This is a genomic window from Micromonospora sp. WMMD729 (genome assembly GCF_049315225.1).
Lineage (GTDB): Bacteria > Actinomycetota > Actinomycetes > Mycobacteriales > Micromonosporaceae > Micromonospora.
The window spans coordinates 1,720,442-1,744,690 of record NZ_CP186059.1; the positions used below are offsets into that span (position 1 = coordinate 1,720,442).

The 24,249-nt window shown below is 70.8% G+C and carries 19 protein-coding genes; 13 read left to right on the forward strand and 6 right to left on the reverse strand.

Features of this window, described 5'->3' with window-relative positions; genetic code table 11:
- Positions 1-50: 50 nt before the first annotated feature.
- Positions 51-347, reverse strand: coding sequence for a WXG100 family type VII secretion target (locus ACN263_RS07975; RefSeq protein ID WP_007457407.1), 297 nt, complete (start codon positions 345-347; stop codon positions 51-53).
- Between the two features lie 234 nt (positions 348-581).
- Between ACN263_RS07975 and ACN263_RS07980 the strand changes: the two genes are divergently transcribed.
- The 3 genes from ACN263_RS07980 (at position 582) to ACN263_RS07990 (ending at position 2,363) form a co-directional block, all read left to right on the forward strand.
- On the forward strand, positions 582-1,259 hold the full coding sequence (locus tag ACN263_RS07980) for a hypothetical protein (protein ID WP_422739165.1): 678 nt from the start codon (positions 582-584) through the stop codon (positions 1,257-1,259).
- Positions 1,260-1,275: 16 nt separating this feature from the next.
- Positions 1,276-1,701 (forward strand): DUF4333 domain-containing protein, encoded by a 426-nt coding sequence (locus ACN263_RS07985; protein WP_422739166.1) that lies wholly within the window; start codon positions 1,276-1,278, stop codon positions 1,699-1,701.
- 146 nt (positions 1,702-1,847) lie between these two features.
- Complete coding sequence (locus tag ACN263_RS07990) at positions 1,848-2,363, forward strand: sigma-70 family RNA polymerase sigma factor (protein ID WP_422739167.1); 516 nt, start codon at positions 1,848-1,850, stop codon at positions 2,361-2,363.
- 24 nt (positions 2,364-2,387) lie between these two features.
- Here the strand turns inward: ACN263_RS07990 and ACN263_RS07995 are convergent, their stop codons facing one another.
- Positions 2,388-4,511, reverse strand: a complete 2,124-nt coding sequence (locus ACN263_RS07995; RefSeq protein WP_422739168.1) for a glycogen debranching N-terminal domain-containing protein — start codon at positions 4,509-4,511, stop codon at positions 2,388-2,390.
- Between the two features lie 306 nt (positions 4,512-4,817).
- On the opposite strand from ACN263_RS07995, the gene ACN263_RS08000 reads away from it, so the two are divergent.
- The 9 genes from ACN263_RS08000 to ACN263_RS08040 all read left to right on the forward strand — a co-directional run bounded on the left by ACN263_RS08000 (position 4,818) and on the right by ACN263_RS08040 (position 19,367).
- A complete protein-coding gene (locus ACN263_RS08000; protein WP_422739169.1) occupies positions 4,818-7,793 on the forward strand; it encodes an AfsR/SARP family transcriptional regulator in 2,976 nt (991 codons plus the stop codon).
- Positions 7,794-8,326: 533 nt separating this feature from the next.
- Positions 8,327-9,643 (forward strand): cellulose binding domain-containing protein, encoded by a 1,317-nt coding sequence (locus ACN263_RS08005; RefSeq protein ID WP_422739170.1) that lies wholly within the window; start codon positions 8,327-8,329, stop codon positions 9,641-9,643.
- A gap of 494 nt (positions 9,644-10,137) precedes the next feature.
- On the forward strand, positions 10,138-11,679 hold the full coding sequence (locus tag ACN263_RS08010) for a non-reducing end alpha-L-arabinofuranosidase family hydrolase (RefSeq protein ID WP_422739171.1): 1,542 nt from the start codon (positions 10,138-10,140) through the stop codon (positions 11,677-11,679).
- A gap of 129 nt (positions 11,680-11,808) precedes the next feature.
- A complete protein-coding gene (locus tag ACN263_RS08015; protein ID WP_422739172.1) occupies positions 11,809-12,168 on the forward strand; it encodes a VOC family protein in 360 nt (119 codons plus the stop codon).
- Between the two features lie 215 nt (positions 12,169-12,383).
- The gene (locus ACN263_RS08020) at positions 12,384-14,204 is read left to right on the forward strand and encodes an ABC transporter ATP-binding protein (protein ID WP_422739173.1); all 1,821 of its coding nucleotides are present in this window, start codon (positions 12,384-12,386) and stop codon (positions 14,202-14,204) included.
- 5 nt (positions 14,205-14,209) lie between these two features.
- Positions 14,210-15,982, forward strand: coding sequence for an ABC transporter ATP-binding protein (locus tag ACN263_RS08025; RefSeq protein WP_422740631.1), 1,773 nt, complete (start codon positions 14,210-14,212; stop codon positions 15,980-15,982).
- A 24-nt stretch (positions 15,983-16,006) separates the two neighbouring features.
- Positions 16,007-17,242, forward strand: a complete 1,236-nt coding sequence (locus tag ACN263_RS08030; protein WP_422739174.1) for a glycosyltransferase — start codon at positions 16,007-16,009, stop codon at positions 17,240-17,242.
- Between the two features lie 32 nt (positions 17,243-17,274).
- Positions 17,275-18,549, forward strand: coding sequence for a glycosyltransferase (locus tag ACN263_RS08035; protein WP_422739175.1), 1,275 nt, complete (start codon positions 17,275-17,277; stop codon positions 18,547-18,549).
- Positions 18,546-19,367, forward strand: coding sequence for a PIG-L deacetylase family protein (locus tag ACN263_RS08040; protein ID WP_422739176.1), 822 nt, complete (start codon positions 18,546-18,548; stop codon positions 19,365-19,367). Before ACN263_RS08035 ends, ACN263_RS08040 begins: the two co-directional genes overlap by 4 nt.
- Here ACN263_RS08040 and ACN263_RS08045 read toward each other — a convergent pair.
- From ACN263_RS08045 to ACN263_RS08055, 3 genes are all read right to left on the reverse strand, one after another.
- Positions 19,330-20,505 carry an RNA polymerase sigma factor gene (locus ACN263_RS08045; protein WP_422740632.1) on the reverse strand — a complete coding sequence of 392 codons (1,176 nt, stop codon included), beginning with the start codon at positions 20,503-20,505 and terminating at the stop codon, positions 19,330-19,332. The genes ACN263_RS08040 and ACN263_RS08045 overlap by 38 nt on opposite strands.
- A gap of 73 nt (positions 20,506-20,578) precedes the next feature.
- Positions 20,579-20,935: a YciI family protein gene (locus ACN263_RS08050; protein ID WP_422739177.1), complete on the reverse strand. Its 357-nt coding sequence runs from the start codon at positions 20,933-20,935 to the stop codon at positions 20,579-20,581.
- A 117-nt stretch (positions 20,936-21,052) separates the two neighbouring features.
- Positions 21,053-21,811, reverse strand: a complete 759-nt coding sequence (locus ACN263_RS08055) for an LLM class F420-dependent oxidoreductase (RefSeq protein WP_422739178.1) — start codon at positions 21,809-21,811, stop codon at positions 21,053-21,055.
- A 235-nt stretch (positions 21,812-22,046) separates the two neighbouring features.
- Here ACN263_RS08055 and ACN263_RS08060 point away from each other — a divergent pair, with 235 nt between their 5' ends.
- Positions 22,047-23,285, forward strand: a complete 1,239-nt coding sequence (locus ACN263_RS08060; protein WP_422739179.1) for a cytochrome P450 family protein — start codon at positions 22,047-22,049, stop codon at positions 23,283-23,285.
- Between the two features lie 94 nt (positions 23,286-23,379).
- Here the strand turns inward: ACN263_RS08060 and ACN263_RS08065 are convergent, their stop codons facing one another.
- Positions 23,380-24,120 carry an SDR family NAD(P)-dependent oxidoreductase gene (locus ACN263_RS08065; protein WP_422739180.1) on the reverse strand — a complete coding sequence of 247 codons (741 nt, stop codon included), beginning with the start codon at positions 24,118-24,120 and terminating at the stop codon, positions 23,380-23,382.
- Between the last annotated feature and the right edge of the window lie 129 nt (positions 24,121-24,249).

Below are 24,249 nucleotides of genomic sequence, written 5' to 3' on the forward strand. Positions count from 1 at the left end.
TCGGGGCCGCGTGGTGAGCGATCACCACGCGGCCCCGACCGTTCGTTGCGTCAGCGGCTGAGGCTGGCGGCGGTCTGCGTGTCGGTCTCCGAGAAGGCGTCGCTGACCTGCGTGAGGTACTGGCTGATGCCTTCCATGCCGTGCAGGGTCTGGTCGACGCTGCCCTTGTACTCCTCGAAGTACGGCCCGAACTGCTGCTGCGCGCCCGGGGTGTTGTAGCCACCCTGGATCAGCGTGTCGATCTTGCTCTTGGCCTGGGTCATGCCGTCCAGCAGGGTCTGCATGTTCTGCTGCAGCCAGCTCGCGGACTCCTGGATGTCCTCGCTGACGATGTGGTACGTGGCCATGTCACCCTCCCGTTTTCCGGTGGTCTCGCGGGTCGGCGAGCCGGTCCCCTCGTGGACCGTCTTGCGCCGACGCCGCCACCCACACGGATGCTCACGCCATCCGGTTCAGGGCAGGTTCGAATCCGTCCCGGTCGTCCGTCGCGGTACGACGGTGAACCGTTTCGGGACGGAGTCCGTGTGGGTGCCGGACCTGTGCACGAGCCCGGTCCACACCGACATCGAGGTGGAGCGAACATGGTGCAGAGAGCGCGGATCGCGATCGTGGCGATCGGCCTGGTGGCGCTGACCGCGTGCGGGGAGGCCACCGGGGCGGGGGACACCGCGACGCCGACCCAGGGGGGATCCGCGGCCTCGCCGGTCACCGCGAGCGCGGACCCGAGCCCGCAGGTGATCGAGGTCAGCCCGGTGTCGCCGCCGACCGTGGCGAAGACGCAACGCCGCGTCCAGATCTTCAGCGGACCGTCCGACGTTCCCGTCCCTGGTGGTCCGGACCGTGGCCAGGGCAGCAACGTGGTGCAGTTGCGGGCCATGCAGCAGGCCGACATCGGCACGTACGTCGCGGACGGCCAGGGCCGGACGCTCTACCGGTTCGACAAGGACTCGGCGAAACCGCCGAAGGCGACCTGCGCGGGGGACTGCGCCAAGACCTGGCCTCCGCTGCTCATCTCGTCCCCCGGCCGGATCTACCCCGAGGGCGTCGACCCGCAACTCGTCGGGTACGTCGAGCGGGCCGACGGCACCTGCCAGGTGACCATCGGCGGCTGGCCGGTCTACCTGTTCGCCAAGGACACCACGCCCGGCGAGATCCGCGGCCAGGGAGTCGGCGGCACCTGGTTCGCGGTCGCCCCGACCGGTGCAAAGACCACGCCGCTACCGGAGGTCGTCGCCGTGCCGACCGCCACCGCCCGCTGAGACCGTGGAGTCGACGATGAACGCGGACGGCGCGTCCGACCGCCCGGCCCTGCTGGTGCCCCGCTGGAAGCCGGCGCCCCCGCCGCAGTGGGGGCCGGCGGCGAACGTACCGGCGGTGCGCCGCTGGCGGCTCTCGCCGAAACTCGTGCTTGCCGTCGCGGTCCCGGTCGTCCTCCTGGCGGTCGCGGGCACGGTGGTGGCGGTGACCCGGCCCGACCTCCCGCGACAGAAGGTCCTCGACACCGCCGCCCTGCAACGTCAGGTGCTGACCGTGCTCCGGACCGACTACCAGCTGAACGCGGACAGCGTCGCCTGCCCGGTCGACCAGCCGGTCATCGAGGGGCACCGGTTCACCTGCACCGCCGAGGTCGACGGGGCGACGGTCACCACCTGGGTGACGGTCCGGTCCACCGGCCAGCTGGAGGTCGCGCGCCCGAGGTAGTCGGCCGGGTCGGTAAGAGATCGTCACGAGCCTGGTAACTGGCCGGTCGTAGCGTCGGGACCCGGGCCGGTCAGCGGTGCGGTCGCAGGACCGTGTCGGTGGCGGGCCCGCTCGTAGACCCGCTCGCTAAGGACCAGGCACCAGCGATGACAACGGCTCCCCATTCGTGTACGGCGCCCGGCCGGACTCCCGCGCTGGACGAGTTGATGGCCGAGCACACCCAGCCGCTGCTCACCTTCGTCGAGAAGCTCGTGCGGGACCACCATCTCGCCGAGGACATCGTGCAGGAGACGTTCATCCACGCCTGGCAGCAGGGCACCCGCGTCCGCCTCGTCGGTGTTCCGATCCGCGACTGGTTGACGACGGTGGCGCGCAACCTGGCGGTCGCGTCGCTGCGGCAGGTCGCCGTCGGGCGGGAGCGGACCGAGCCGGAGGTCGACGTCACCCAACCGGACCACGCGGACGCGGCAGTCGCCGCCGCCGAGGCGGTCTCGATGTTGCGGCGGCTTTCCGTCGAGCATCGGGCGGTGCTGCTGCACACCTACCTGGCAGGCCGGACCACCCACGAGACGGCCCGCGCACTGGGCGTCCCGGTGCGTACCGTCCGTTCCCGGCATCACCACGCGCTGTACACCCTGCGGACGGGGCGCCGGGCAGCCTGACCGGGTGGCCGCGTGCCCGGTAGCTCAGGCCAGCGAGCGCAACCGCGTACCGGCGGCGTCGACGATCCGCTTCGCGCCGTGCACCCGTACCCCGGTCAGCCGGATGCCGCCCAGCGTGTCGGGGATGTGCGGGTCGGTGGTGAGGACGCCGTCACTGACCTCGAGCCCGAGCATCGTCCGCAGGAAGAGCAGGGGCGCCCCGCTGGCCCACGCCTGGGGGTTGCAGGCGGTGGGGTAGGGCACGGGTCGCCGGCCCAGCGAACGGTCGTACCCGGAGAACGCCTCGGGCAGGCGGTAGTCGAAGTGGGCCGCCGCTTCAAGCATCGCCAGCGCGATGCGGTTGGCCTCGTCCCGGTGGCCGTACCGGGCGAGCCCGGCCGCGATGATCGAGTTGTCGTGCGGCCACACGGTGCCGAGGTGGTAGCCGATCGGGTTGTACCCCACATCGGCGGTCGACAGCGTACGGACGCCCCAGCCGGAGAACATCTCGTCGGACATCAGGTGCCGCGCCACCACGGCGGCCCGCTCGGGTGGAACGATCCCGCTCCACAGCAGGTGGCCCATGTTCGAGGTCATCGAGTCGATGGGTCGTTTCTGCGCGTCGAGGCCGATCGCGTAGTAGCCGCCCCGCTCCGACAGCCAGTAGTCACGGTTGAACCGTTCGCGCAGATCGGCGGCCTCGCCCCGCAGCCGTCGCGCCAACGGGGCGTCGGCCCACGGCCCGTCCGCGAGCTCGGCGGCACGTACCTTCGCGTCGTAGGTGTAGCCCTGGATCTCGCAGGTGGCGACCGGCAGGTCGGGGAGCCTGCTGTCGGCGAACTGCACGCCGTCCGGTGAGTCGCGCCAGCACTGGTTGCGCATGCCGTTCGGCGAGCGGGTGCCGTACTCGACGTACCCGTCGCCGTCGCGGTCCCCGAACTCGTCGATCCACCGCAGCGCCGCGTCGGCGTTGGGCCGCAGCTGCCGCACCAACGCGTCGTCGCCGGTCCACCGCCAGTACTCGGACAGCAGGATCAGCCAGAGTTGGGTGGTGTCGGCCGCGCCGAAACAGGGGCCGTAGGGTTCGACGCCGAGCTGGGTCAGCTCACCCGAGCGGAACTCGTGCAGGATCTTCCCGGGGTCCTGGTCGCTGAAGTCGTCGACGACCGTGCCCTGGTGCGCGGCGAGAGTGACGAGCGCCCCGCGCGCGACGTCCGGGCCGCAGGTGATGCTCTGGTACGCCGTGACCAGGGTGTCCCGGCCGAACACGGTCAGGAACCAGGGCATGCCGGCGGCCAACAGCACGATCCGCTGACCGTTGATCTCCTTGACGATGCGCATCGAGACCAGGTCGACGGCCGATTTGTGGTAGACGTTGCGCAACAGTTCCGATTCCGCGCTGAGGTCCGGTTTGTTGGCCTGCCAGCGGTAAGCCGCGTCGTCGTCGTTGTCGGTGGCCGGCGCCTCGCCGAACACGCGGTGGGCCGGCTCGAAGTCCATCCCCTGACAGTTCAGCAGCACGCGCAACTCGCAACCCCAGGTGTCGCCGCGTTCCAGGCGCACGTCCCAGGCCAACGAGTCGCCCTCGACCCGGTCGGCGGGGGGCGCTGCCTCGACGGTGGTGGCGGCGGACCAGCGCGAGTTCCGGTAGGAGAAGCTGAGGGCGGAGCCGTCCGACCGGTGGCCGCGCCGGATGTCGGCCAGCCGGCTCCGGCCCGCCCGCTTGATGTCGAAGAGGTCGGCGAAGTCCGCGCCGACATCCAGCCGCAGGCGTACGGAGACCGGCTCGACGCCGAAGTACTGCAACACGATCCGCTCGTACATGCCGTCCCCGACGAACCGCTCCCGGCGCAGACCGATCCCGTTCGCCCGCAGGTCCGGCAGCTCCGGGTTGGCGAGAAAGAAGGCGGCCGAGTAGGAGTCGACAGTGCTGGCGCTGAGTACCAGCGGAGCGAGTCCGTCGAGGGTCAGCTCCCAGCGGCTGAGGTAGCGGGTGTCGTCGTGCACCAGTCCGGCGATGGAATTGTCCGGCACGTCGCCGACAGAATTGGACAACATGAAGGTTCGGCCCTCGAAAATGCCGATGGAATCGGAGCCGAGTTCGGGAGGAAGGTCACGGTTGGCGCCGCCGTGCGGGCGTTCCTGCTGTTTCGTCGGACGAGAATTCATGGCACCCGCACCTCCCCCGATGGCAGGGGGCGGCCCCCCGTACAAGCGCAGTCTAGGACCCGAGAGGGCAATGTCGCTGCCGTATCGCCTGCTGTCCACGGCGTCGGCGAAAAGGTGACGAACGGCGTCGGCGCGGCCTTTCGTCGCGTATTCGGCGCGGTGACAATTCTGTCGCCGGGTGCCGTGCTCCGCTATTTCGTCCGGATCGGGCCTCGGTGCCGGGTCGGTCTCGTCGGCACGCACGTAGACTGGGCAGCGCGGTGGCAGCCGATGGTGGCGACGGGTCAGGCGAAACAGGAGATTGAATTGTCGATTTCGACCGATGCCCGCCGCCCAGCTGAGGGACCCCGGCCGATCGACGAAACGCTGCGTTTCGAGATCCTGGGTCCGCTGCGCCTGTGGCGCGACGGTGTCGAGGTGGACGTCGGCCCCCGGCAGCAGGGTCGGCTGCTGGCCCTGCTCCTGGCCCGCGCGGGGCGACCGGTCAGTGCGACCGACCTCATCGAACTCGTCTGGGGCGAGGACGCTCCGGCCAGCGCTTCGAACGTCATCCACAAGTACGTGGGCGCGCTACGCCGCCTGATGGAACCCTCGCTCGCGCTGCGCGCGCCCGGCTCGTACCTGCGCCGGCACGGCTCCGGGTACCTCTTCATGCCCCCGCCCGGCTCGCTGGACCTGTTCCGTTTCCGGGAACTCGTCGGGGCCGTCCGGCAAAGGCTCGCGGGCGGCGACCGGCACGGGGCGCTGGACCACTACGCCCGGGCCCTGGGGCTGTGGCGCGGGCCGGCCGGTGACACCTACGCCCACGGCACCACCGCGATGTCGATCTTCGCTGCGCTCGATCGGGAATTCCTCGACGTGTGCGTGCCGGCGGCCGAACTCGCCCTGTCGCTGGACCGTCCGACGCGGGTGCTGCGGCCGTTGCGGCTGGCCGCCGCGATGGCGCCGTTCCACGAGCCGGTGCAGGCGAGTCTGATCGCCACCCTCGGGGCGGCCGGTCACCAGGCCGAGGCGCTGGAGTTGTTCCGGACCGTCCGCACCCGTCTCGCCGAGGAGTTGGGCATCGATCCGGGCGAGGCCCTTCAGTCCGCGCACCGGCGGGTGCTGGCGGGAACGGCGAGCCCGGTGGGGAGCGACCCGACCCCGGCTGACGGCGGGGCGCGGCGGGGTGCCCGGTCGTGGCCGGTGCCGCTGGTGCGGCCGGCGCAGCTCCCACCCGACCTGCCGGCCTTCGTCGGACGTACCGCCGAACTCGCGACTCTCGCCGGACTGCGTGCCGGTGTGGCCCGCGCGGGCGGGACGGCTCCGCTGGTCGTCGCGCTCGACGGGATGGGCGGGGTGGGAAAGTCCACGCTGGCCGCGCACTTCGCCCACCGGGTCGCCGAGGAGTTCACCGATGGCCAGCTCTACCTCGACCTGCGCGCGGAGCAGCCCGAGACCGACGGTCTGAGCCCCCGGGACGCGCTCGGATCCCTGTTGTCGTCGCAGGGTTTCCACATGTCCAGCGTCCCGGAGACGCTCGCCGCGCGGGTCGGCATCTACCGGAGCCTGACCGCCGGCCGGAAGATGCTCGTGCTTCTCGACAACGCGCTCGACGCCGCCCAGGTGCGTCCGCTGCTGCCCAACTCCCCGGCCTGCCTGGTGCTGGTGACCAGCCGCCGGCCGCTCGTCGATCTCGCCGTCCGCGACGGAGCCCACCTGCTGCACCTCGATCCGCCGGACATGCCGACCGCCCGTCGGCTGGTCCAGCGTCGGCTCGACGACGCGCCGAACCGCTCCCCGGTCGATGACGCTCCGACGCCGGAGACGCTCGACGAGATCATCGAGATGTGCGGCCGGCTGCCCCTCGCGTTGGCGATCCTGGCCGGCCGGCTGAGCGCGCGTCCGCGACTCGCCCTGCAGGACGTCGCCGCGGAACTCCGTGACGGCGCGCGACGACTGACCGCCTTCTCCGGCAGTCCCGGCGTGTGCGATCCGCGCGCCGCCTTCGCGTGGTCGTACCGCCAGCTCAGTCCGGACGCAGCCCGGCTCTTCCGGCTCTCCTCCGCCGCCATGCCGGCCGGCATCTCGGCCGAGGCGTTCGCCAGCATGTCGCTGACTCCGCCGACCCGGACGCGGGGACTGGTGCGGGAGATCACCGACGCCGCCCTGCTCGACGAGGACGACAGGGGACGGCTCACCTCGCACGTCCTCGTCCGGGCGTACGCGCAGGAGCTGTTCCTGGCCGAGGAGTCGGTCCACGACCGGGAAGCGGCTGTCGGCCGGCTCCTGCACCACTACCTGCACAGCAGCTACCAGGCCGCGCTGCGGCTCGTGCCGACGAGCCCGGCGGCCGCTCCCGTCCCGGCCCCGGCCGGCGTCGTCGCCGAGCGACCCGATTCGTACGACGCCGCGATGCGGTGGTTCGACGATCACCAGGAGATCCTGTTCGAGGCGGTCCGCCGTGCGGCGGAGGGCGACTTCGGCGTCCCGGCCTGGCGGCTGGCGCTCACCATCTGGCCGTGGTTGCAGCTCGCCGGGCGATTCCACGACTGGCAGGACGTGATGCGGGTGGCGCTGCGTGCTGCCAGTGACAGCGGGGACGAGGTGGGCGCGGCCCACGCCAGGTGGAGTCTGGCCGACTCCTGCTACCACTTCGCCACCTACGACGAGGCGCTCGACCTGCTCGGCCGCGCCCGAGAGATCTTCGCCGAGCGCGGCATGATCGCGGAGCTGGGCGGTGTCCACAGTGCCCTGCAACGGATCCACAGTCAGCTGGGCCGGCACGAGCGCGCACTGGCGGAGAACGAGCGGGCGCTGTCCCTCCACCGTGCCGTCGGTTTCGAGCAGGGCGAGATCTGGGCGTCGGTGGCCCGGGGCCGCTCACTGGTTCGGCTCGGTGCTCCCGGCGAGGCCATGGCGTGCCTCAACGAGGCGTTGGCCCAGAGCGAGAAGTTCGGACCGGGGACGGACGAGGCAGCGATCCGCGTCCTGATCGCCGAGTGTCTGGCGTTGCTGGGGCACCAGAGCCAGGCCCGGGACCAGCTCGAGAAGGGGCTCCGAGCGGCCGGCGAGGCGCACAGCCGGATCGGCGTCTTCGAAGCGTCCACCCGGCTCTGCGCGACACTCCTGGATCTCGACGACGTGCCCGGCGCCTGCCAGGCCTGGCGGCACGCCTGCGACGCCATGCACGCCATGCAGAACGGTGGGACCCGCGCCATGCGGGACCTGGTCTGCGACCTGGGGGACAGGCTGACCGAGGTCACCGAGTTCGGCTCCCGCTCCGCGGACACGCAGCGGTGACACCCGGACGGGCCACACTCCGGCCGGCCGTCTGACCAGCGCTGCGGCGGGTGACCGAGGGCCCGAACCGCCCGCTGTGGTCGGTTGCGCGGCACTCGGCCGGTTGAGCATGTTATCGATAACATGCTATGTTCCGGCGCGGGGAGCGAAGGGCACGCTCCCAGTCACCGCAGTCAGTCGGCGCAGGCATGCCGAGGGCCCGCCCTCCCGCCGCCTCACCGGTCGGTGACCAGTCCGGGCCGCTCCGCCACTGCCAGGCGACCGCGCGGTCGTCGGACGCCCCCTCCGGTCCGGCTGCACGCTCCGCATTCCATGCCCCGTCGCGGACAACCCCGGCAGCGACGGTACGGCCCGTACGCCACCCGTGTACGCCGCACCGGCCGCAGCAGCATGCCGGCCCGCAACGGAAGGACGTCCCCTCACCGCACCTCGCCGGTCGGCCCTCGTCCGCCCGCGCGGGCGAGTACCCCCCACCGGCACGAACCGGCTCGAGGTGCATGTCGTACGCACGATCAACGGCAAGGAGTCGAGCAATGGTCAGACGGAGACAACTACTGACGATCGTCGCGGCCGCGGCGGCTCTCGTCGTGGCGACCGGCGGCGCGTTGAGCGCCGGTTTCCGCGGCGAGGCGGTGGCCGCCACGAACGGCACCCTGGCGGCGACCGCGGGCTGCGGTAAGGCGCCCACCCTCACCAGCGGGACCCGCACGATCACCAGCAGCGGCCAGAGCCGCACCTACATCCTCCAGATCCCGAGCGGGTACGACCGGAACCGTCAGTACCGGCTGGTCTTCGGTTTCCACTGGCTGAACGGGTCGGCCAACAACGTCGCCTCGGCCGGCTACTACGGCCTCGCGCCGCTGTCGAACAACAGCACGATCTTCGTCGCGCCGCAGGGCATCAACGCCGGGTGGGCCAACACCAACGGTCGGGACCTGACCCTTTTCGACGACATCTCCCGCCAGGTCGAGAACGACCTCTGTGTCGACACGACGCAGCGTTTCGCCCTGGGCTGGAGCTACGGCGGAGCCATGAGTTACGCGGTGGCCTGCGCCCGACCGAACGTCATCCGCGCGGTCGCCGTGCTGTCCGGCGCGAACCTCAGCGGTTGCAACGGTGGCACCGCGCCGGTCCCGTACTTCGGCATCCACGGCATCTACGACAGCGTGCTGAACATCTCCCAGGGTCGGGCGTTGCGGGACACGTTCGTGCGCAACAACGGCTGCACGGCGCAGAGCCCCCGCGAGCCCAGCCGGGGCAGCCTGACCCACATCACCACCACCTACTCCGGCTGCCGCGCCGGGTATCCGGTGCAGTGGGCCGCGTTCGACGGCGACCACACCCCGAGCCCGGTGGACGGGTCGGGCAGCCCCAACGACTCGCGGACCTGGACCTCGGGTGAGATCTGGCGGTTCTTCAGCCAGTTCCAGTCGACGACCCCGCCCACCACGCCGCCGCCGACCACGCCTCCGCCCACGACGCCGCCGCCGACCACCCCGCCGCCGACGACGCCGCCGCCGACCACCCCGCCGCCGACCGGTGAGCCGGGCACCTGCGCCGCCACCTACCACGCGGTGAACAGTTGGCCGGGTGGCTTCCAGGGTGAGGTCACCGTCACCAACCGCACCAGCGGCACGATCAACGGCTGGGCGGTGGGTCTGACCCTGGCCGGCGGCCAGGCCATCAGCAGCCTCTGGAGTGGCGTCAACACGGGGACCACCGGCAACGTCACCGTTCGCAACGCCCCCTACAACGGCGCCCTCGCGCCGAACGCCTCGACGACCTTCGGCTTCACCGCCACCGGAGACGGCGCCACCCCGCCCAGCAACGTCACCTGCACCAGTTCCTGAACACCGGTGCCCCGGGTCCGGCGCCATTGGCTCCGGACCCGGGGCATCGCCCGCCGGGCGCGGCGGCGGTCCCTCGACGGGTCGCCGCGAGCACGTCGCGGCATCGGTGCGGTCGTGCCGCTTTATGGGTGAATGTCGATGTTAGCGTCGACCATTCCTGGGTGCCGGGCAGGCCGACGTGGCCGTCGGGGGGTGGCGGGGGATCGGGCGGCAGGCGTACGACCGGCGTCAATGGCCCGGCGCGCCACGCCGGCCCTCCTTTGCGCGGATGTTACGTCTTGACGAACAGCATGTTATCGCTCACAGTCGATGGTCAAGGACGACGTCGGATGCGATGTTCCGCCGGCCGACTTCGTCGACCGTGAATTCGACGTGCGTCCGCCGCCCACCGGGATCGTGTTAACGCGAACATTCCCACCGTGTGCGCCCGGTCGCGGGTCGCGGTGCGCCCAGCCTCGGGTAGCCGTTCGGCTCCCCGGTCAATGAGGAGGATCATGTCCGCCATTGGTACGTCCCCGGCGATAGCGCCACCCTCGCGACGGCGAGCGTGGTTGGTACGAGCGGCAGCCGCCAGCGCGGCGGCGGTGGTGGTCGCCGGCGCCGCCGCGATGGCGGTGTCGTCGCCCGCGGCCGCGGCGACCGTCGACACGAACGCGTGGTACGTGCTGGTGAACCGCAACAGTGGCAAGGCGTTGGATGTCTACAACCTGGCCACGAACGACGGTGCGCGGATCACGCAGTGGACGCGTAACAACGGTAACCAGCAGCAGTGGCAGTTCGTGGATTCCGGTGGTGGTTACTATCGGGTCAAGTCGCGGTTGTCGGGCAAGGTGTTGGACGTGTCCGGCCGGTCGACCGCCAATGGTGGGGCGATCGTGCAGTGGTCCGACAACGGTGGGACCAACCAGCAGTTCCGCCTGGCCGACTCGGACAGTGGTTATGTGCGGTTGATCAACCGCAACAGCAACAAGGTCATGGAGGTGCAGGGCGCCTCGACGGCCGACGGTGGCAACATCGTGCAGTACGACGACTGGAACGGCACCAACCAGCAGTGGCAGTTCGTCCGTGTCGACGGCGGGGGCAACCCGACCACGCCACCGCCCACCACGCCGCCCCCGGGTGGCACCTGTGACCTGCCGTCGTCGTACCGGTGGTCGTCGACCGGGGCGCTGGCGCAGCCGAAGTCGGGCTGGGTCTCACTCAAGGACTTCACCGTCGCCCCCTACAACGGCCAGCAACTCGTCTACGCCACCACCCACGACTTCGGTTCGTCGTGGGGCTCGATGAACTTCGGCCTGTTCAGCAACTGGTCCCAGATGGGCTCGGCCAGCCAGAACACCATGAACAGCGGCACCGTCGCACCGACCCTGTTCTACTTCGCGCCCAAGAACATCTGGGTCCTGGCCTACCAGTGGGGCGGCCCCGCGTTCTCCTACCGCACCTCCACCGACCCGACCAACCCCAACGGCTGGTCCGCCGCCCAGACCCTGTTCACCGGCAGCATCTCCGGCTCCGGCACCGGCCCGATCGACCAGACCCTCATCGCCGACGACCAGAACATGTACCTCTTCTTCGCCGGCGACAACGGCAAGATCTACCGAGCCAGCATGCCCATCGGGAACTTCCCCAGCAGCTTCGGCTCGAACTACACCACGATCATGAGCGACAGCACCAACAACCTCTTCGAAGCACCCCAGGTGTACAAACTCCGCGGCCAGAACCGCTACCTCATGATCGTCGAAGCCATCGGCAGCCAGGGCCGCTACTTCCGCTCCTTCACCGCCACCAGCCTCAACGGCTCCTGGACCCCCCAGGCCGCCACCGAGAGCAACCCCTTCGCCGGCAAGGCCAACAGCGGCGCCACCTGGACCAACGACATCAGCCACGGCGAACTGATCCGCACCAGCGCCGACCAGACCTTCACCGTCGACCCCTGCAACCTCCAACTGCTCTACCAAGGCCGATCGCCCTCCTCCAACGGCGTCGACTACGGCCTGCTGCCGTACCGCCCGGGCCTGCTCACCCTGCAACGCTGACCTGACGCACGACCAGAGGGGCGGGCCCGGCACCACGCCGAGCCCGCCCCGCTTGACGTCCATCGGCCCCCGCCTCTGCCAGGCTGGGGCATGCCCTTGAGCGCACACCACCTCAGAACATCGGTCGCCGTGTCCGACATCGCGCGGGCGGTCGCCTTCTACGAAGGCAGGCTGGGCCTGCGGTCGCTGCGGTCCGCGCCCAGCGCCCACATCCCCGACGGCAGCCGCATCTACGCCTCCGGCGGCGGGCCGGCCCTCAACGTGTACCAGTCGGTCACCGCCGGGACGACCGAGGCGACGCTGGCGACGTGGTACGTCGACGACCTCGACGAGATCGTCGACGAACTCACCGCCGCCGGCGTCGACTTCGTGCGGTACGAGCAGTTCGAGCACGACCCGAAGGGGATCACCGCACGGGCCGGCGGTGGGCGCATCGCCTGGTTCCAGGACCCGGACGGCAACACCTTCGCCATCGAGGCGGACGTCTGACCGACCGCCTGCGCCACGGACGCCGACCCGGCGGCGTCCTTCTCCCACCGTGCCGCGATGTCAGGTTCCTCGACTGAATTCGACCGTCGTGTCGATCTCGGCGGCTCGACCTTCGTCGGACCAGTGACAGCACCGGCGGTCGAGTAGGGAGATTGATGACCATGCGCAGCAGGCTGTGGGGACTGATATCCGCGCGTGCGAGCATCCTGCGCCTGATGCCCAGAGCGGGTTTCGGCCTGTTCGGCGCGCTCCTGCTGCTCAACCTCGTCCTCGCCGCGCTGCCGATCGCCTTCGTGGTCACGTCCAGCGTGGTGCTGGGCAAGGTGCCCGGCGCCGTCGAGGGGGGTCTCGACTCGACGGCCTGGCACGAACTGGTGCCGGTCTTCGCGGCTGCGGCCGGCTTCTTCGTGTTGCAACAGGTGCTCGCCCCGGCGCAGCTCTCGCTGGGCGAGCTGCTGGCGCGGCGGATCGACGGCACCGTGGTGGACGACGTGATGCGGGCGTCGATGCGCAGCACCGGCGTCGGGCCGATGGAGGACCAGGCCGTCCTCGCCGACCTGCGGTACGCCGCCCGGGAGCTGGAGCACGGCCTGCAGATGTGGGGACCGGGCAGCGCCTGCGCCGGCACGCTCGCCCTGATCGCGCGGTACGGCCAACTGGTCGGCTTCGCGGTGATCATCGGTGTCGTCTACTCCTGGTGGGCCGCGGTGGCGCTGGCCGTGACCGTGCTGTGGTTCCGCAACGTGCAGCGCGGCGGCCTGCGCCGGTATGCCGACGCCCGTTACCGCCTGATGGGTCGGCAGAACAAGGTGGAGTACGTCCGCAACCTGGCCGTGCAGTCCCCGGCGGGCAAGGAGATCCGGGTCTTCGGGCTGGCGACCTGGATGGACGGCCAGCTGCGGGCGGCGTACCACGACTGGTTCACGCCGCTGTGGGCCGCGCGACGACGCGTCTACCTGTGGCCCGGCGTGTGGTCCACCGGGTTCAGCCTGCTGGCCTGCGGGGCGATCTTCGCGACGATCGGCGCCACCGCCATCGACGCGCTGACGCTCACCGAGTTCGTGCTGATCATGCAGGCGGCGCTGGGCGCCATCCGGCTCTCCGTCTTCTACCCGGAGGCCGACCTGGAGACGTCCATCGGCACCGAGACATACCGGGCGGTACGGCGGTTCTCCGACCACATCGACAGGTACGCCGTGCTGGAGCCGGCCGGCTCGGGCGACGCGGTGCCGGAGCCGGTCAGCGAAATCCACTTCGACGACGTGTCGTTCCGGTACCCCGGTCAGGAGCGGCCGGTGCTCGATGGGCTGGACCTGCGCATCCCGGTGGGCCGCTGCACCGCGATCGTCGGGCTCAACGGTGCGGGCAAGACCACCCTGGTGAAGCTGCTGGCCCGGCTCTACGAGCCCGACCACGGCGCCGTACGCCTCGACGGCATCGACGTCCGGAGCTTCGAGCTGGCGCGGTGGCGGGCCCGGCTCGCCGTCATCTTCCAGGACTACCTGCGGTACGAGTTCTCCGCCGCGGACAACGTGGCGTTCGGCGCGGTCGGCTCGGTGGACGACCGGGAGGGCGTCCGCGAGGCGGTGGCGGCGATGGGCCTGACCGAGAAGCTGGAGTCGCTGCCCCGCGGTCTGGACACGCCGCTGGCCACGCACGTCAGCGGTGGCGGGGAGCTGTCCGGTGGCCAGTGGCAGCGGTTGGCGCTCGCGCGGGCCCTGTTCGCGCTGCGGCACGGCGCGTCGGTGGTCGTCCTCGACGAACCGACCGCGAGCCTCGACGTACGCGCCGAGGCGCAGTTCTTCGACCAGTTCGCGGCGCTCACCCAGGGCGCCACCACGCTGCTGATCTCCCACCGGTTCTCCACCGTCCGGCATGCCGACAAGATCGTGGTGCTGCACGACGGCCGGGTGGCCGAGGAGGGCTCGCACGACGAACTCCTGGCGCGCGACGGGCGCTACGCGCAGCTGTTCCGGTTGCAGGCCGACCGCTTCGCCGACAACTCCGACTCGGACCGGGACGAGGTGCTGCTGTGAGGGTCATGTTCGCCGGCATCGGCCGGCTGCTGTCCGCGGCGTGGCGCATCGACGCGCGCAAGACGGTCGTCGCCTCGCTGCTCATGCTGTCCCTGGCCGCGTCCGCCGCGCTGCTCGCCGTCGCGCTCGGCGCGATGACCGACGCGGTCATCGGCGGCCGGACCACCGAGGCCGGCGTGCTGGGCGCGGTGGTCGCCCTGCTCGCCATCCTGGCGCAGTCCTCCGGTCAGTTCGCCATGATCGCTTACTTCGAGCTGTCCGAGCTGATCGAACTGGACCTGCACCGCGAGTTGCTGGCCGTCTCGAACGGCTCCGCCGAGGTCGGCCATCACGAACGCCCGGAGCAGGCCGACGAGTTGACCGTCCTGGTCCAGGCCAGCGGGCAGTTCCGCAGCAGCATGCAGTCGCTGTTCGAGGCGGCGACCATGGTGCTGGCCGTGGTCCTGGGCGCGGTGATCCTGGCCCTGCAGAGTCCGTACCTGCTGCTGCTCCCGGTGGCCGCGGCCGTACCGCTGATCACCGGCCGCCTGGCGGAGAGCGCCCTGGAACGGGCCAAGACGACGATCGCCGAGCCGACCCGCGTCGCGCTCAACCTCCTGCACGCCACGACCACCGCCCGCTACGCCGGTGAGCTGCGGGTTTTCGGCGTCGAGAAGGAGCTACGGCGGAGGTACGCGAGCCTCTGGCGGACCGCCACCCGTGGCCTGCACGGCGCGCACCTCAGGGCGATGGCGCTCCGCGCGGCGGGTCAGGTCGTCTTCGGCCTCGCGTACGTCGGGGCGGTGTTGCTGGTCGTCCGCAACGCCATCGCCGGGCAGCAGAGCGTCGGCGAGGTGGTCCTGGTGATCGTGCTGGCCACCCAGGTCAACCAGCAGGTGACCGGCGCGGTGACCCAGTTGCAGCAACTGCAACGGCTCGCCAACACCTACGTCCGGCTGGACCGGCTGCGCGACGCGGTCGGCGGCGCGGGGCAGGTCTCCGACGAGCCCGTCCCGGACCGGCTGGTCACCGGGATCGCCTTCGAGAACGTGAGCTTCAGCTACCCGAACGCCGAGCGGCCGACGCTGCGCGACGTCAACCTGACCCTGCCGGCCGGCAGCACCGTGGCGATCGTCGGTGAGAACGGCGCCGGCAAGACGACGCTGGTCAAGCTGCTCTGCGGCTTCTACCAGCCCACCGCCGGCCGGATCCTCGTCGACGGCGTCGACCTGCGACGGCTGCCCGTCGAGCGGTGGCGCGAGCGGATGGCCGCCGGCTTCCAGGACTTCGTGCGGTACGAGTTCCGGGCGCTGGAAGCGGTCGGCGTCGGGGACGTGGCGCGGGTGTCGGACCAGGACGCCGTGCACGACGCCCTGGTGAAGGCGCACTCCACCGACGTCCTGCGCGCCCTGCCGGAGGGGTTGCCCACCCAGCTCGGCACGTCGTACACCGATGGGGCCGAGTTGTCCGGCGGGCAGTGGCAGAAGCTCGCGCTGGGCCGGGCGCTGATGCGGGACAACCCGATGCTGCTGCTGCTCGACGAGCCCACGTCCGCCCTTGACCCGCAGGCCGAGCACGAGCTGTTCGAACGCTACGCGGAGCACGCGAGACGGACCAGCGCGCAGACCGGCGCGGTCACCGTGCTGGTGTCGCACCGCTTCTCCACGGCCCGGATGGCCGACAAGATCATCGTGGTCGGTGACGGGCAACTGCTCGAGGTGGGGGACCACGACACCCTGATGCGCGCCGGCGGCTCCTACGCCGAGATGTTCGCCATCCAGGCCAAGGCGTACCGCTGACACGATCACGCGAGGGAGAGAGACATGGGCCACCGGATCCGGGTATCCGTCATCATCGCGACCTACAACCAGGCCGACCTGCTGGCGGAGACGCTGCGACACCTCGCCCGGCAGACCCTGCCGACCGACGAGTTCGAGGTGATCGTCGGGGACGACGGGTCGAGCGACCACACGACGGAGGTGGTGCGGTCCTTCGCCGACACCCTCCAGGTCAAGTACGTCTTTCAGGAGGACCGGGGTTTCCGGGCCGCCGCCGCGCGCAACGCCGCCGCCCGGCTGGCCGCCGGCGCGCTGCTGGTCACGCTCGACACCGGGTCGATGGTCGGCCCGGACTTCCTCACCGCGCACCTGGCCGCCCACGCGGGCGGCGACGGACGACGGGCGGTCATGGGCCTCAGCTACGGCTACACCCCCGACGAGCCGAAGCAGGAGGTGCAGGAACTGCTCGCGCAGATGCTGCCCGAGACGGCCGTCGAGCGGTTCCGCGACATGCCCGACTTCCAGGACGTCCGCCAGTCCTACTTCGCCGACTGTGAGCTGGACCTGAGCCGGCGACGGGTTGCCTGGCAGGCGTTCTGGACCTTGAACTCGTCGGTGCGGACGGACGACTTCCGCCGGGTGGGCGGCTTCGAGGAGAAGTTCCAGGGCTGGGGCGGCGAGGACATGGAGCTGGCGCTGCGGTTGCTGCGCGCCGGCCTGACCCTGCACGTCGCGCCGGAGGCGTGGGTCGTGGTGGCCCCGCACGACCGCGACCCCGAGGCCAACCTGGAGGCCCTGTTCGCGAACATGCGGATGTTCCTCGCCAAGTTCCCGGAACCGGTGGTCGAGCTGGGCCTGGGCGTGATGCTCGACAAGGGCGACTTCTGGGGCTGGGAGCGGACGTACGCCGAGCTTCTCGACTGGCAGCAGCGGGTCCGCGACCTCAGCGTCCGCGACGAGATCGCCAAGGCCCTGGTGGACGTACCGGCCGACGAGTCGGTCGCCGTCATCGGGTGCGGTGCCGACGTGCCCACGACGATGGCCGGCGCGGTCCTGGTCGACTTCGACGAGGAACTGCTCGCCCGCGCCGTGCGCTCCGGTGACCACAGCGGCTACCACGCGGTCGGGCTGCACACGCTGCTCGCCGACGACAGCGTCGACACGGTCGTCATCACCTCCCGGATGACCGGCCTCTGGGCCACCTGGAGCGCCGAGATCCTGGCCGAGGCCGACCGGATCGGCCGGCGGACCGTCTCGTACGCCGCCCCGGCGACCTCCTGAACCCGTAGTCCCCGACCATTCGAAGGAGAACCATGGGCCATCGGCGGCGGGTATCCGTCATCATCGCCACCTACAACTCAGCCGACCTGCTCGCCGAGACGCTGCGCCAGCTCGCCCGGCAGACGATTCCCCGAGACGACTTCGAAGTGATCGTCGGTGACGACGGCTCGACCGACCACACCGCCGCAGTGGTGCGGTCCTTCGCCGACGTGCTGCACATCGGGTACGTCTTCCAGGAGGACCGGGGTTTCCGGGTCGCCTCCGCCCGCAACGGCGCGGCCCGGACGGCGGTCGGCGCGCTGCTGGTCATCCTCGACACCGGGTCGATGGTGGGGCCGGACTTCCTCGCCGCGCACCTGGCCGCGCACAGCGGTGACGAGCGGCGGGCGGTGATCGGGCCCAGCTACGGCTACAACCCGGAGGTGCCGATGCTGGGCGTGGACGAACTCCTCGCGCAACTACCGCCCGAGGGCGTGGTGGAGCGCTACCGCCATCTCCCCGAGTTCCAGGACGTCCGGCAGCCCTACTTCGTCGGCTGTCAGATGGACCTGAGCAGGCGGACGATTCCCTGGAAGGCATTCTGGACCGGGAACTGCTCGATCCGTACCGACGACTTCCGTCGCCTCGGCGCCTTCGAGGAGCGGTTCGAGGGCTGGGGCGGGGAGGACATGGAGCTGGGGTACCGGCTGCACCAGGCCGGCCTCACGATCGCACTCGCGCCGGACGCGTGGGCGGTGGTGGCCCCGCACGACCGCGACCACAAGGCCAACTTCGACGAGTTGTTCGCGAACATGCGGATGTTCCTCGCCAAGTTCCCCGTACCCGTGGTCGAGATGGGCCTGACCGTGATGGTGGAGACAGGCCAGTTCTGGCAGTGGGAACCGATGTACCTGGAACTCCTCGACTGGCAGCAGCGGGCGCGTGACGTCGACGTCCGCGACGAGATCGCCGCCGCCCTGGCCGACCTGCCCGACGGCGAGACGGTCACCGTCATCGGGTGCGGCGGTGAGCTGCCCGCCACGCTGACCCGCGCGACCCTCGTCGACTTCGACGAGGAACTTCTCGACCGCGCGGTGCGTTCGGGGGACCACAGCGGCTACCACGCCATCGGCCTGCGCACCATGTTGGCCGACGGCAGCGCCGGAACCGTCGTCGTCACCTCCCGGATGGCCGGGCTGTGGGACAGCTGGGGCCCGCAGATCCTGGCCGAGGCCGCGCGAGTCGGCCACCGGACCATCTCGTACGCCGGCCCGGCCCCCCGGTCGGCGGATCCGCAGGAAATCCAATCGGAAGGGAGAGCCGCATGACGACCCTGGTGGTGTCACCGCATCTCGACGACGCGGTGCTGTCCTACGGCGGGCACCTCGCCCAACTGGTCGACGCCGGTGAACGCGTCGTCGTCTACACGGTCTTCGCCGCAAGCCCCGTCCCGCCGTACTCGCCGGTCGCGACCACGTTCCACGACCAGTGGGCGATCGTCGGCGACCCGGTGGCGGCGCGGCGCGACGAGAACGTCGCGGCCCTCTCCACGCTCGGCGTCGAGCCGCCGTACCTGTGCGGCCCGTTCCTCGACGCGATCTACCGCCGTTACCCGGACGGCGGCTGGGTCATCGACGACGAGAACCCGATGGACCACCACGCCGACGACGAGGACGACCTGGTCGCCGACATCGCCGCCGACATCGAGCGGGTGATCGGCGCGTACTCCGCCGATCGGGTGGTCACCTGCGCGGCGGTCGGCAACCACGTCGACCACCGCCGCACCCGCGACGCCGTCCTCGCCGCGGTGGCCCGGACCGGCTCGCCCCTGTCGCTCTGGGACGACTTCCCGTACCTCGCGTGGCCGGGGGTCAACGTCATGCCGGCGTTACCGGCGGGCGTGCGCGTGTCGGAACCGGTGGCCGTCGCCGTCAGCGACGACGACTGGGCCCGCAAGCTGCGGGCGGTCAGCGCGTACGCGAGCCAGATCGCCATGCTGGAGAGCGGCGGGCAGACCATGAGCGACCAGTACGCCGACGACTGCGCCAACCGCCGCGCCGGCCACGGGGTCGAGGGGTTCTACGAGACCGTCCGCGAGGTGCTGGCGCTCACAGATGCCGCTGCACTTCGGTCAGCCGCTCAGTGAGAAACGCACGTTCGACGTCGTTGTCGGTGAGGGTCAACGCCTCCTCGTAGGCCGTCCGGGCCTGCGGCCACTGCCCCAACTGGCGCAGGAAGTCGGCCCGGGCGGCGCTGAGGTACCCGTACGTGGCGAGGGACGGATCGGCGAGCAGTGGGTTCAGCGCGTCGAGGCCGGCCCGGGGACCGTCGCGCAGCCCGATCGCGACGGCCCGGTTGAGGTCGACCACGGGGGAGGGCCAGATCCGGAACAGCGTGTCGTAGAGCGCGACGATCTGGGTCCAGTCGGTGTCCTGCCAGGTCGGCGCCTCGGCGTGCAGGGCGGCTATCGCCGCCTCCAGCGCGTACCGGGTCGGGGGCCGGCGACGCAGCGCGTCGGCGACCAGAGCGCGGCCCTCGGCGATGAGTTGCCGGTCCCAGCGCGAGCGGTCCTGCTCGGACAGCAGCACCAGCCGCCCGTCCGCGGATCTGCGGGTGTCCTGGCGGGCGACGTTGAGCAGGAGCAACGCGAGCAGTGCGCTGATCTCGGCGTTGGTCGGCATCAGCAGGTGCAGCATGCGGGCCAGCCCCACCGCGCTGTCCACCAGGTCGTGGCGGACCAGTTGGGCGCCGAGCGGCGCCGTGTGACCGGTGGTGAAGATCAGATGGACGACCTCCAGGACGGCGCTCACCCGTTCCTCGAGCTGGTCCGGGCCTGGCACCCGGTACGGGATGCGGGCCGCGGCGATCTTCTTCTTGGCCCGGGTGATGCGGGCCGCCATGGTGGCCGGCTGCACGAGGAACGCGCGGGCCACCTCGGGCGTGGACAGCCCGCACACCAGGCGCAGCGTCAGGGCGACCTGGGCCTCCCGGGCCAGGGCCGGGTGCGAGCAGGTGAAGATGAGGCGCAGACGGTCGTCGACCAGGCCGTCCTCCGGCCCCGGCGTGGTCTCGTCGGCCACCAGCAGGGGCATCTTGCGACGGAACACCGACTCGCGGCGCAGGACGTCACGGGCCCGGTTGCGCGCGATGGTGGTCAACCAGGCGCCCGGCCGGTCCGGGATGCCGGTCTGCGTCCAGGTCTCCAGGGCCTGCGCGAACGCGTCCTGTGTGCACTCCTCGGCCAGATCGAGGTCGCGGGTCAGGTGGGCCGTGGTGCTGAACACCTGGGCCCAGTCGCGGCGGTGCGCCTGGGCGACCGCCGCGACGACCTCGTCCTTCGTCCGTGGGTCGGTCACGTCAACCGTGGTCGACCACCGGGCGGATCTCCACACCGCTGTGCGACGCGCGCACCTCGGGGAGCAGCGCCGCCAACGACAGGACGTCATCCAGGTCGGTGGCCTCGATGAGGTAGTAGCCGCCGAGCGCCTCCTTGGTCTCCAGGAACGGCCCGTCGGTCGTCTTGATCTGGCCCATCGAGTCCGAGCGCAGCGTGGTGGCCGTGGGCGACATCTCCAACTGCTGCCCGTCGATGATCTGCGTCCCGGCCTTCTCGGCGAACGCCGCGTGCGCGGCGTCGTGCGCCTTCCACTGCTCGTCGGTCATCGCGTCCCACTGCTGGGCGTCGCCGTAGATCAGAATCATGTACTTGGCCATGGCTCAAGTCCCGTCCGTGTGCCGGCCCCCTCGTGGTGGCCTCTACATTACGACGGGCCGCGCCGGCGGTAGATCGACAGCCACGCCGAAAATCTCGTCCCCGACATCGGGCCGAGGTCAGTCGCCGGCGTGGCTGAGCAGACGGTCCAGGGGTTCGAGGTCGAACGGGGTGTCCAGGCTGAGGATGACGTGGGTCGCGCCGGCCTTGAGGTAGGCGTCCACCTCGTCCACCTCCGCCTTCTGGATCATTGTGGTGCGCTCGATCTCGGCGGGGTCGCGGCCCTGCTCGGCGCACCAGCGGTCGAGGACGGCGCTCTTGTGCGCGAAGCGCTCGGCCGAACCGAAGTCGTTCCACATGTCCGCGTACCGGGCCACGATGCGCAGGGTCACCTTCTCCCCGCCACCACCGATCAGCAGCGGCACCCGTGACGCTGACGGAACCAGCGCGGCGAGGCGGGACCGTACGGTCCGGACCCCGTCCTCCAGAGCCCGCAGCCGTTCGCCGGCACTGCCGAACCGGTAGCCGAACTCGGTGTAGTCCCGCTCGAACCAACCCGCGCCCAGGCCCAGGATCACGCGACCGTCGCTGATCTGGTCGACCGTGCCCGCCATCGCCGCGAGCAGGTGTGGGTTGCGGTAACTGTTGCAGGTCACCAGCGAGCCGAACCGGGCCCGACGGGTGTCGGCGGCCAGCGCGGCCAGCGTCGTCCAGCACTCGTAGTGCGCGCCGTCCGGGTCGCCGTACAGCGGGTAGAAGTGGTCCCAGGTCCAGATGCTGTCCACACCGAGTTCGTCCGCCGCGCGCCAACTCTCGCGCAGTTGGGCCATCCGGCAGTGCTGGGGCGTGAACAGCACCCCGACCTTGAATCGAGCCATGACCATCTCCTCGACGTCGACGCGTTATCGAGTAGAGGATGCCCGCGGTGGAGTTGCAAAACCTCTTCGAAATTGCGGTGCCGGTCCAATAAGGGCACGCGTGGAGTGGACTCGCCCGCTCGGCATTCGAGAAGAAATATGCGGTCGGCGCGGTCATTAGTTTCGGCGGCAGATACCGCTCTTCGCGCCACCGGATACGGCCCGGTGCCGTGCACCCGAACCATGGAGGCCCGCGATGGGTAAATGCCCGATCATGCTCGATCCCGAGGGACGTGACATTCATGCCGAAGCGGCCCGGATCCGCGCCGAGGGCCCGGTCACCCTCGTCGAGGTTCTCGGCGGCTACCACGCCTGGTGCGTCACGTCGTACGACATCGGCAAGCAACTCCTGTCCGGCAACCAACTCTCCAAGAACGCCAAGCAGGACTGGCCCCCGTTCGTACGCGGCGAGGTGCCGCACGACTGGGAGCTGATCACCTGGGTGGCGATGGACAACCTCACCGTCCGCGACGGCGCGGACCACGACCGGCTGCGCAAACTCGTCTCGCACGCCTTCACGCCGCGGGAGGTCGAGAAGGCCCGACCGCGGGTCGAGGCGATCGTGCAGCGGCTGCTGGACGAGATGGAGGCCAACACCCGACCGGGTGAGACGGTCGACATCAAGGGCCAGTTCACGTACGCGCTGACCGCCACCCTCATCTGCGACCTCTTCGGCGTTCCCGAGGAGGTGCGGGAGGAGGCGCTCAAGGGCACCAAGCAGAACAGCCTGACCAACCACACCGGCGAGATGGCCGCCGCGAACCTCGACCAGTGGCACGACGCCATGTCCAAGCTCGCCGCCCGCCGTCGGCAGGACCCGGGGGACGACCTCACCAGCGTGCTGATCGCCGCGAACGAGGACGGCGAGACGCTCTCCAACGAGGAGCTGATCGGCAGCCTGCACGTCCTGCTCGGCGCCGGCTCGGAGACGCTGAGCAACGTGCTGGCGCACTGCATCATCGACCTGAGCACCCACCGCGACCAGTTGGAGCTGATCCGTTCCGGCCAGTACACCTGGATGGATGCCTTCGACGAGGCGGTCCGCAAGGACGCGGCCGTCGCCCAACTGCCCTTCCGGTACGCCAAGGAGGACATCCACGTCGGCGGCGTCACGATCGCCAAGGGCGATCTGGTGCTGATCGCGTACGCCGGGATCGGCCGGGACCCGGCGCTGCACGGCGACACCGCGAACGACTTCGACATCACCCGCCCCGACAAGACGAACCTGTCGTTCGGGCACGGCGAGCACTACTGCCTGGGCCGTCCGCTGGCCACGATGCAGTCGATGGTGGCCCTGCCGGCCCTCTTCGAGCGGTTCCCCGACCTGACCCTGGCCGTGCCGCGCGAGGAGTTGCCGCCGCAGGGCACGTTCATCATGAACGGCTACGACCGGGTGCCGATGTACCTCACCGCCGCGGTCCCCGCGGCCGCCTGAGCCGGTGCCGACAGACATGGCGGTGGCCACCACGAGGGTGGCCACCGCCATGCGGACGTTGACGGTGCCCGCTGCGGCGCGCGCCGAGGGCGACTCAGGGCAGCGGCGTCAGACCGGCGCCGGAGAGCAGGTGCACGTCGCTGGCGGGTTCCGCCTCGCCGCCGAGCCGCAGGAAGGCCGTACCGGCCGTCGCCGGTGTCAGCAGCGGACGCATCGGCGCCACGAACGTCTCGGCCGTGACACCGGCCCGCCCGGCGTACGCCTCGACGGCTGCCCGACCGAGGCCGGTCTCCGGGGTGAGCTGCGGCAGCACCGTGCGGAACGTGATGTCCAGTCCGGCGCGTACGGCCTCCTGGGCCGCGTAGTCGGCGAGGAACCGCACGGTCGCCTTGCCGCCGGCGTAGCCGCCGCTGAGCACGGAACCGCGCAGCGCCGCGCCGCTGCTGGTCACGATCACCCTGCTGCCGGGTGTCAGGGGCAGCCGCAACACCTCGCGCAGCCAGAGGAACGCGATGCGGACGTCGGTGTTCCACGGGGTGGAGAAGGTGTCCCAGGTCTGCTCGGTGAGCGGGCGCAGCTCGGGTGCCGCGCCGGCCATCAGGGCGAGGACGTCCGGTGACTCGCGGCGCAGCACGTCGAGGCTGGCCGGGTCGGTGGCGTCCGCGTCGACCAGACGCAGGGTGCCGGGCCGGTCGGTCAGCCCGACCAGCGGCGTCGTGTCCCGCGACAGCGCGGTCACCGTCGCGCCGGCGGCGAGGAAGGCCTCGGTCACCCCTCGGCCGAGGCCACGGCTCGCACCGACCACGAGCACCTTGCGTTCGGACCACGCACTCATAGCGTCCACCATTCGTGATGCCGTTCGTCAATTGGTCACCATAAAGCTACGAGCCGGGCCGAGGCCGTACTTCTTTCAGAGTGCGCGGTTCCCGCAGACGTTCCCGTTTGCCTTTTCCGGCCGGCCGGC

Excerpts from the sequence above, each read along its gene's own strand:
- ACN263_RS08005 (WP_422739170.1), top strand. The coding sequence starts at position 8,327 with ATGGTCAGACGGAGACAACTACTGACGATCGTCGCGGCCGCGGCGGCT.
- ACN263_RS08010 (WP_422739171.1), top strand. The coding sequence starts at position 10,138 with ATGTCCGCCATTGGTACGTCCCCGGCGATAGCGCCACCCTCGCGACGG.
- ACN263_RS08035 (WP_422739175.1), top strand. The coding sequence starts at position 17,275 with ATGGGCCATCGGCGGCGGGTATCCGTCATCATCGCCACCTACAACTCA.
- ACN263_RS08025 (WP_422740631.1), top strand. The coding sequence starts at position 14,210 with ATGTTCGCCGGCATCGGCCGGCTGCTGTCCGCGGCGTGGCGCATCGAC.
- ACN263_RS08065 (WP_422739180.1), bottom strand. The coding sequence starts at position 24,120 with ATGAGTGCGTGGTCCGAACGCAAGGTGCTCGTGGTCGGTGCGAGCCGT.
- ACN263_RS08040 (WP_422739176.1), top strand. The coding sequence starts at position 18,546 with ATGACGACCCTGGTGGTGTCACCGCATCTCGACGACGCGGTGCTGTCC.
- ACN263_RS08060 (WP_422739179.1), top strand. The coding sequence starts at position 22,047 with ATGGGTAAATGCCCGATCATGCTCGATCCCGAGGGACGTGACATTCAT.
- ACN263_RS07980 (WP_422739165.1), top strand. The coding sequence starts at position 582 with ATGGTGCAGAGAGCGCGGATCGCGATCGTGGCGATCGGCCTGGTGGCG.
- ACN263_RS07990 (WP_422739167.1), top strand. The coding sequence starts at position 1,848 with ATGACAACGGCTCCCCATTCGTGTACGGCGCCCGGCCGGACTCCCGCG.
- ACN263_RS08055 (WP_422739178.1), bottom strand. The coding sequence starts at position 21,811 with ATGGCTCGATTCAAGGTCGGGGTGCTGTTCACGCCCCAGCACTGCCGG.
- ACN263_RS07975 (WP_007457407.1), bottom strand. The coding sequence starts at position 347 with ATGGCCACGTACCACATCGTCAGCGAGGACATCCAGGAGTCCGCGAGC.
- ACN263_RS07985 (WP_422739166.1), top strand. The coding sequence starts at position 1,276 with ATGAACGCGGACGGCGCGTCCGACCGCCCGGCCCTGCTGGTGCCCCGC.
- ACN263_RS08020 (WP_422739173.1), top strand. The coding sequence starts at position 12,384 with ATGCCCAGAGCGGGTTTCGGCCTGTTCGGCGCGCTCCTGCTGCTCAAC.
- ACN263_RS07995 (WP_422739168.1), bottom strand. The coding sequence starts at position 4,511 with ATGAATTCTCGTCCGACGAAACAGCAGGAACGCCCGCACGGCGGCGCC.
- ACN263_RS08050 (WP_422739177.1), bottom strand. The coding sequence starts at position 20,935 with ATGGCCAAGTACATGATTCTGATCTACGGCGACGCCCAGCAGTGGGAC.
- ACN263_RS08030 (WP_422739174.1), top strand. The coding sequence starts at position 16,007 with ATGGGCCACCGGATCCGGGTATCCGTCATCATCGCGACCTACAACCAG.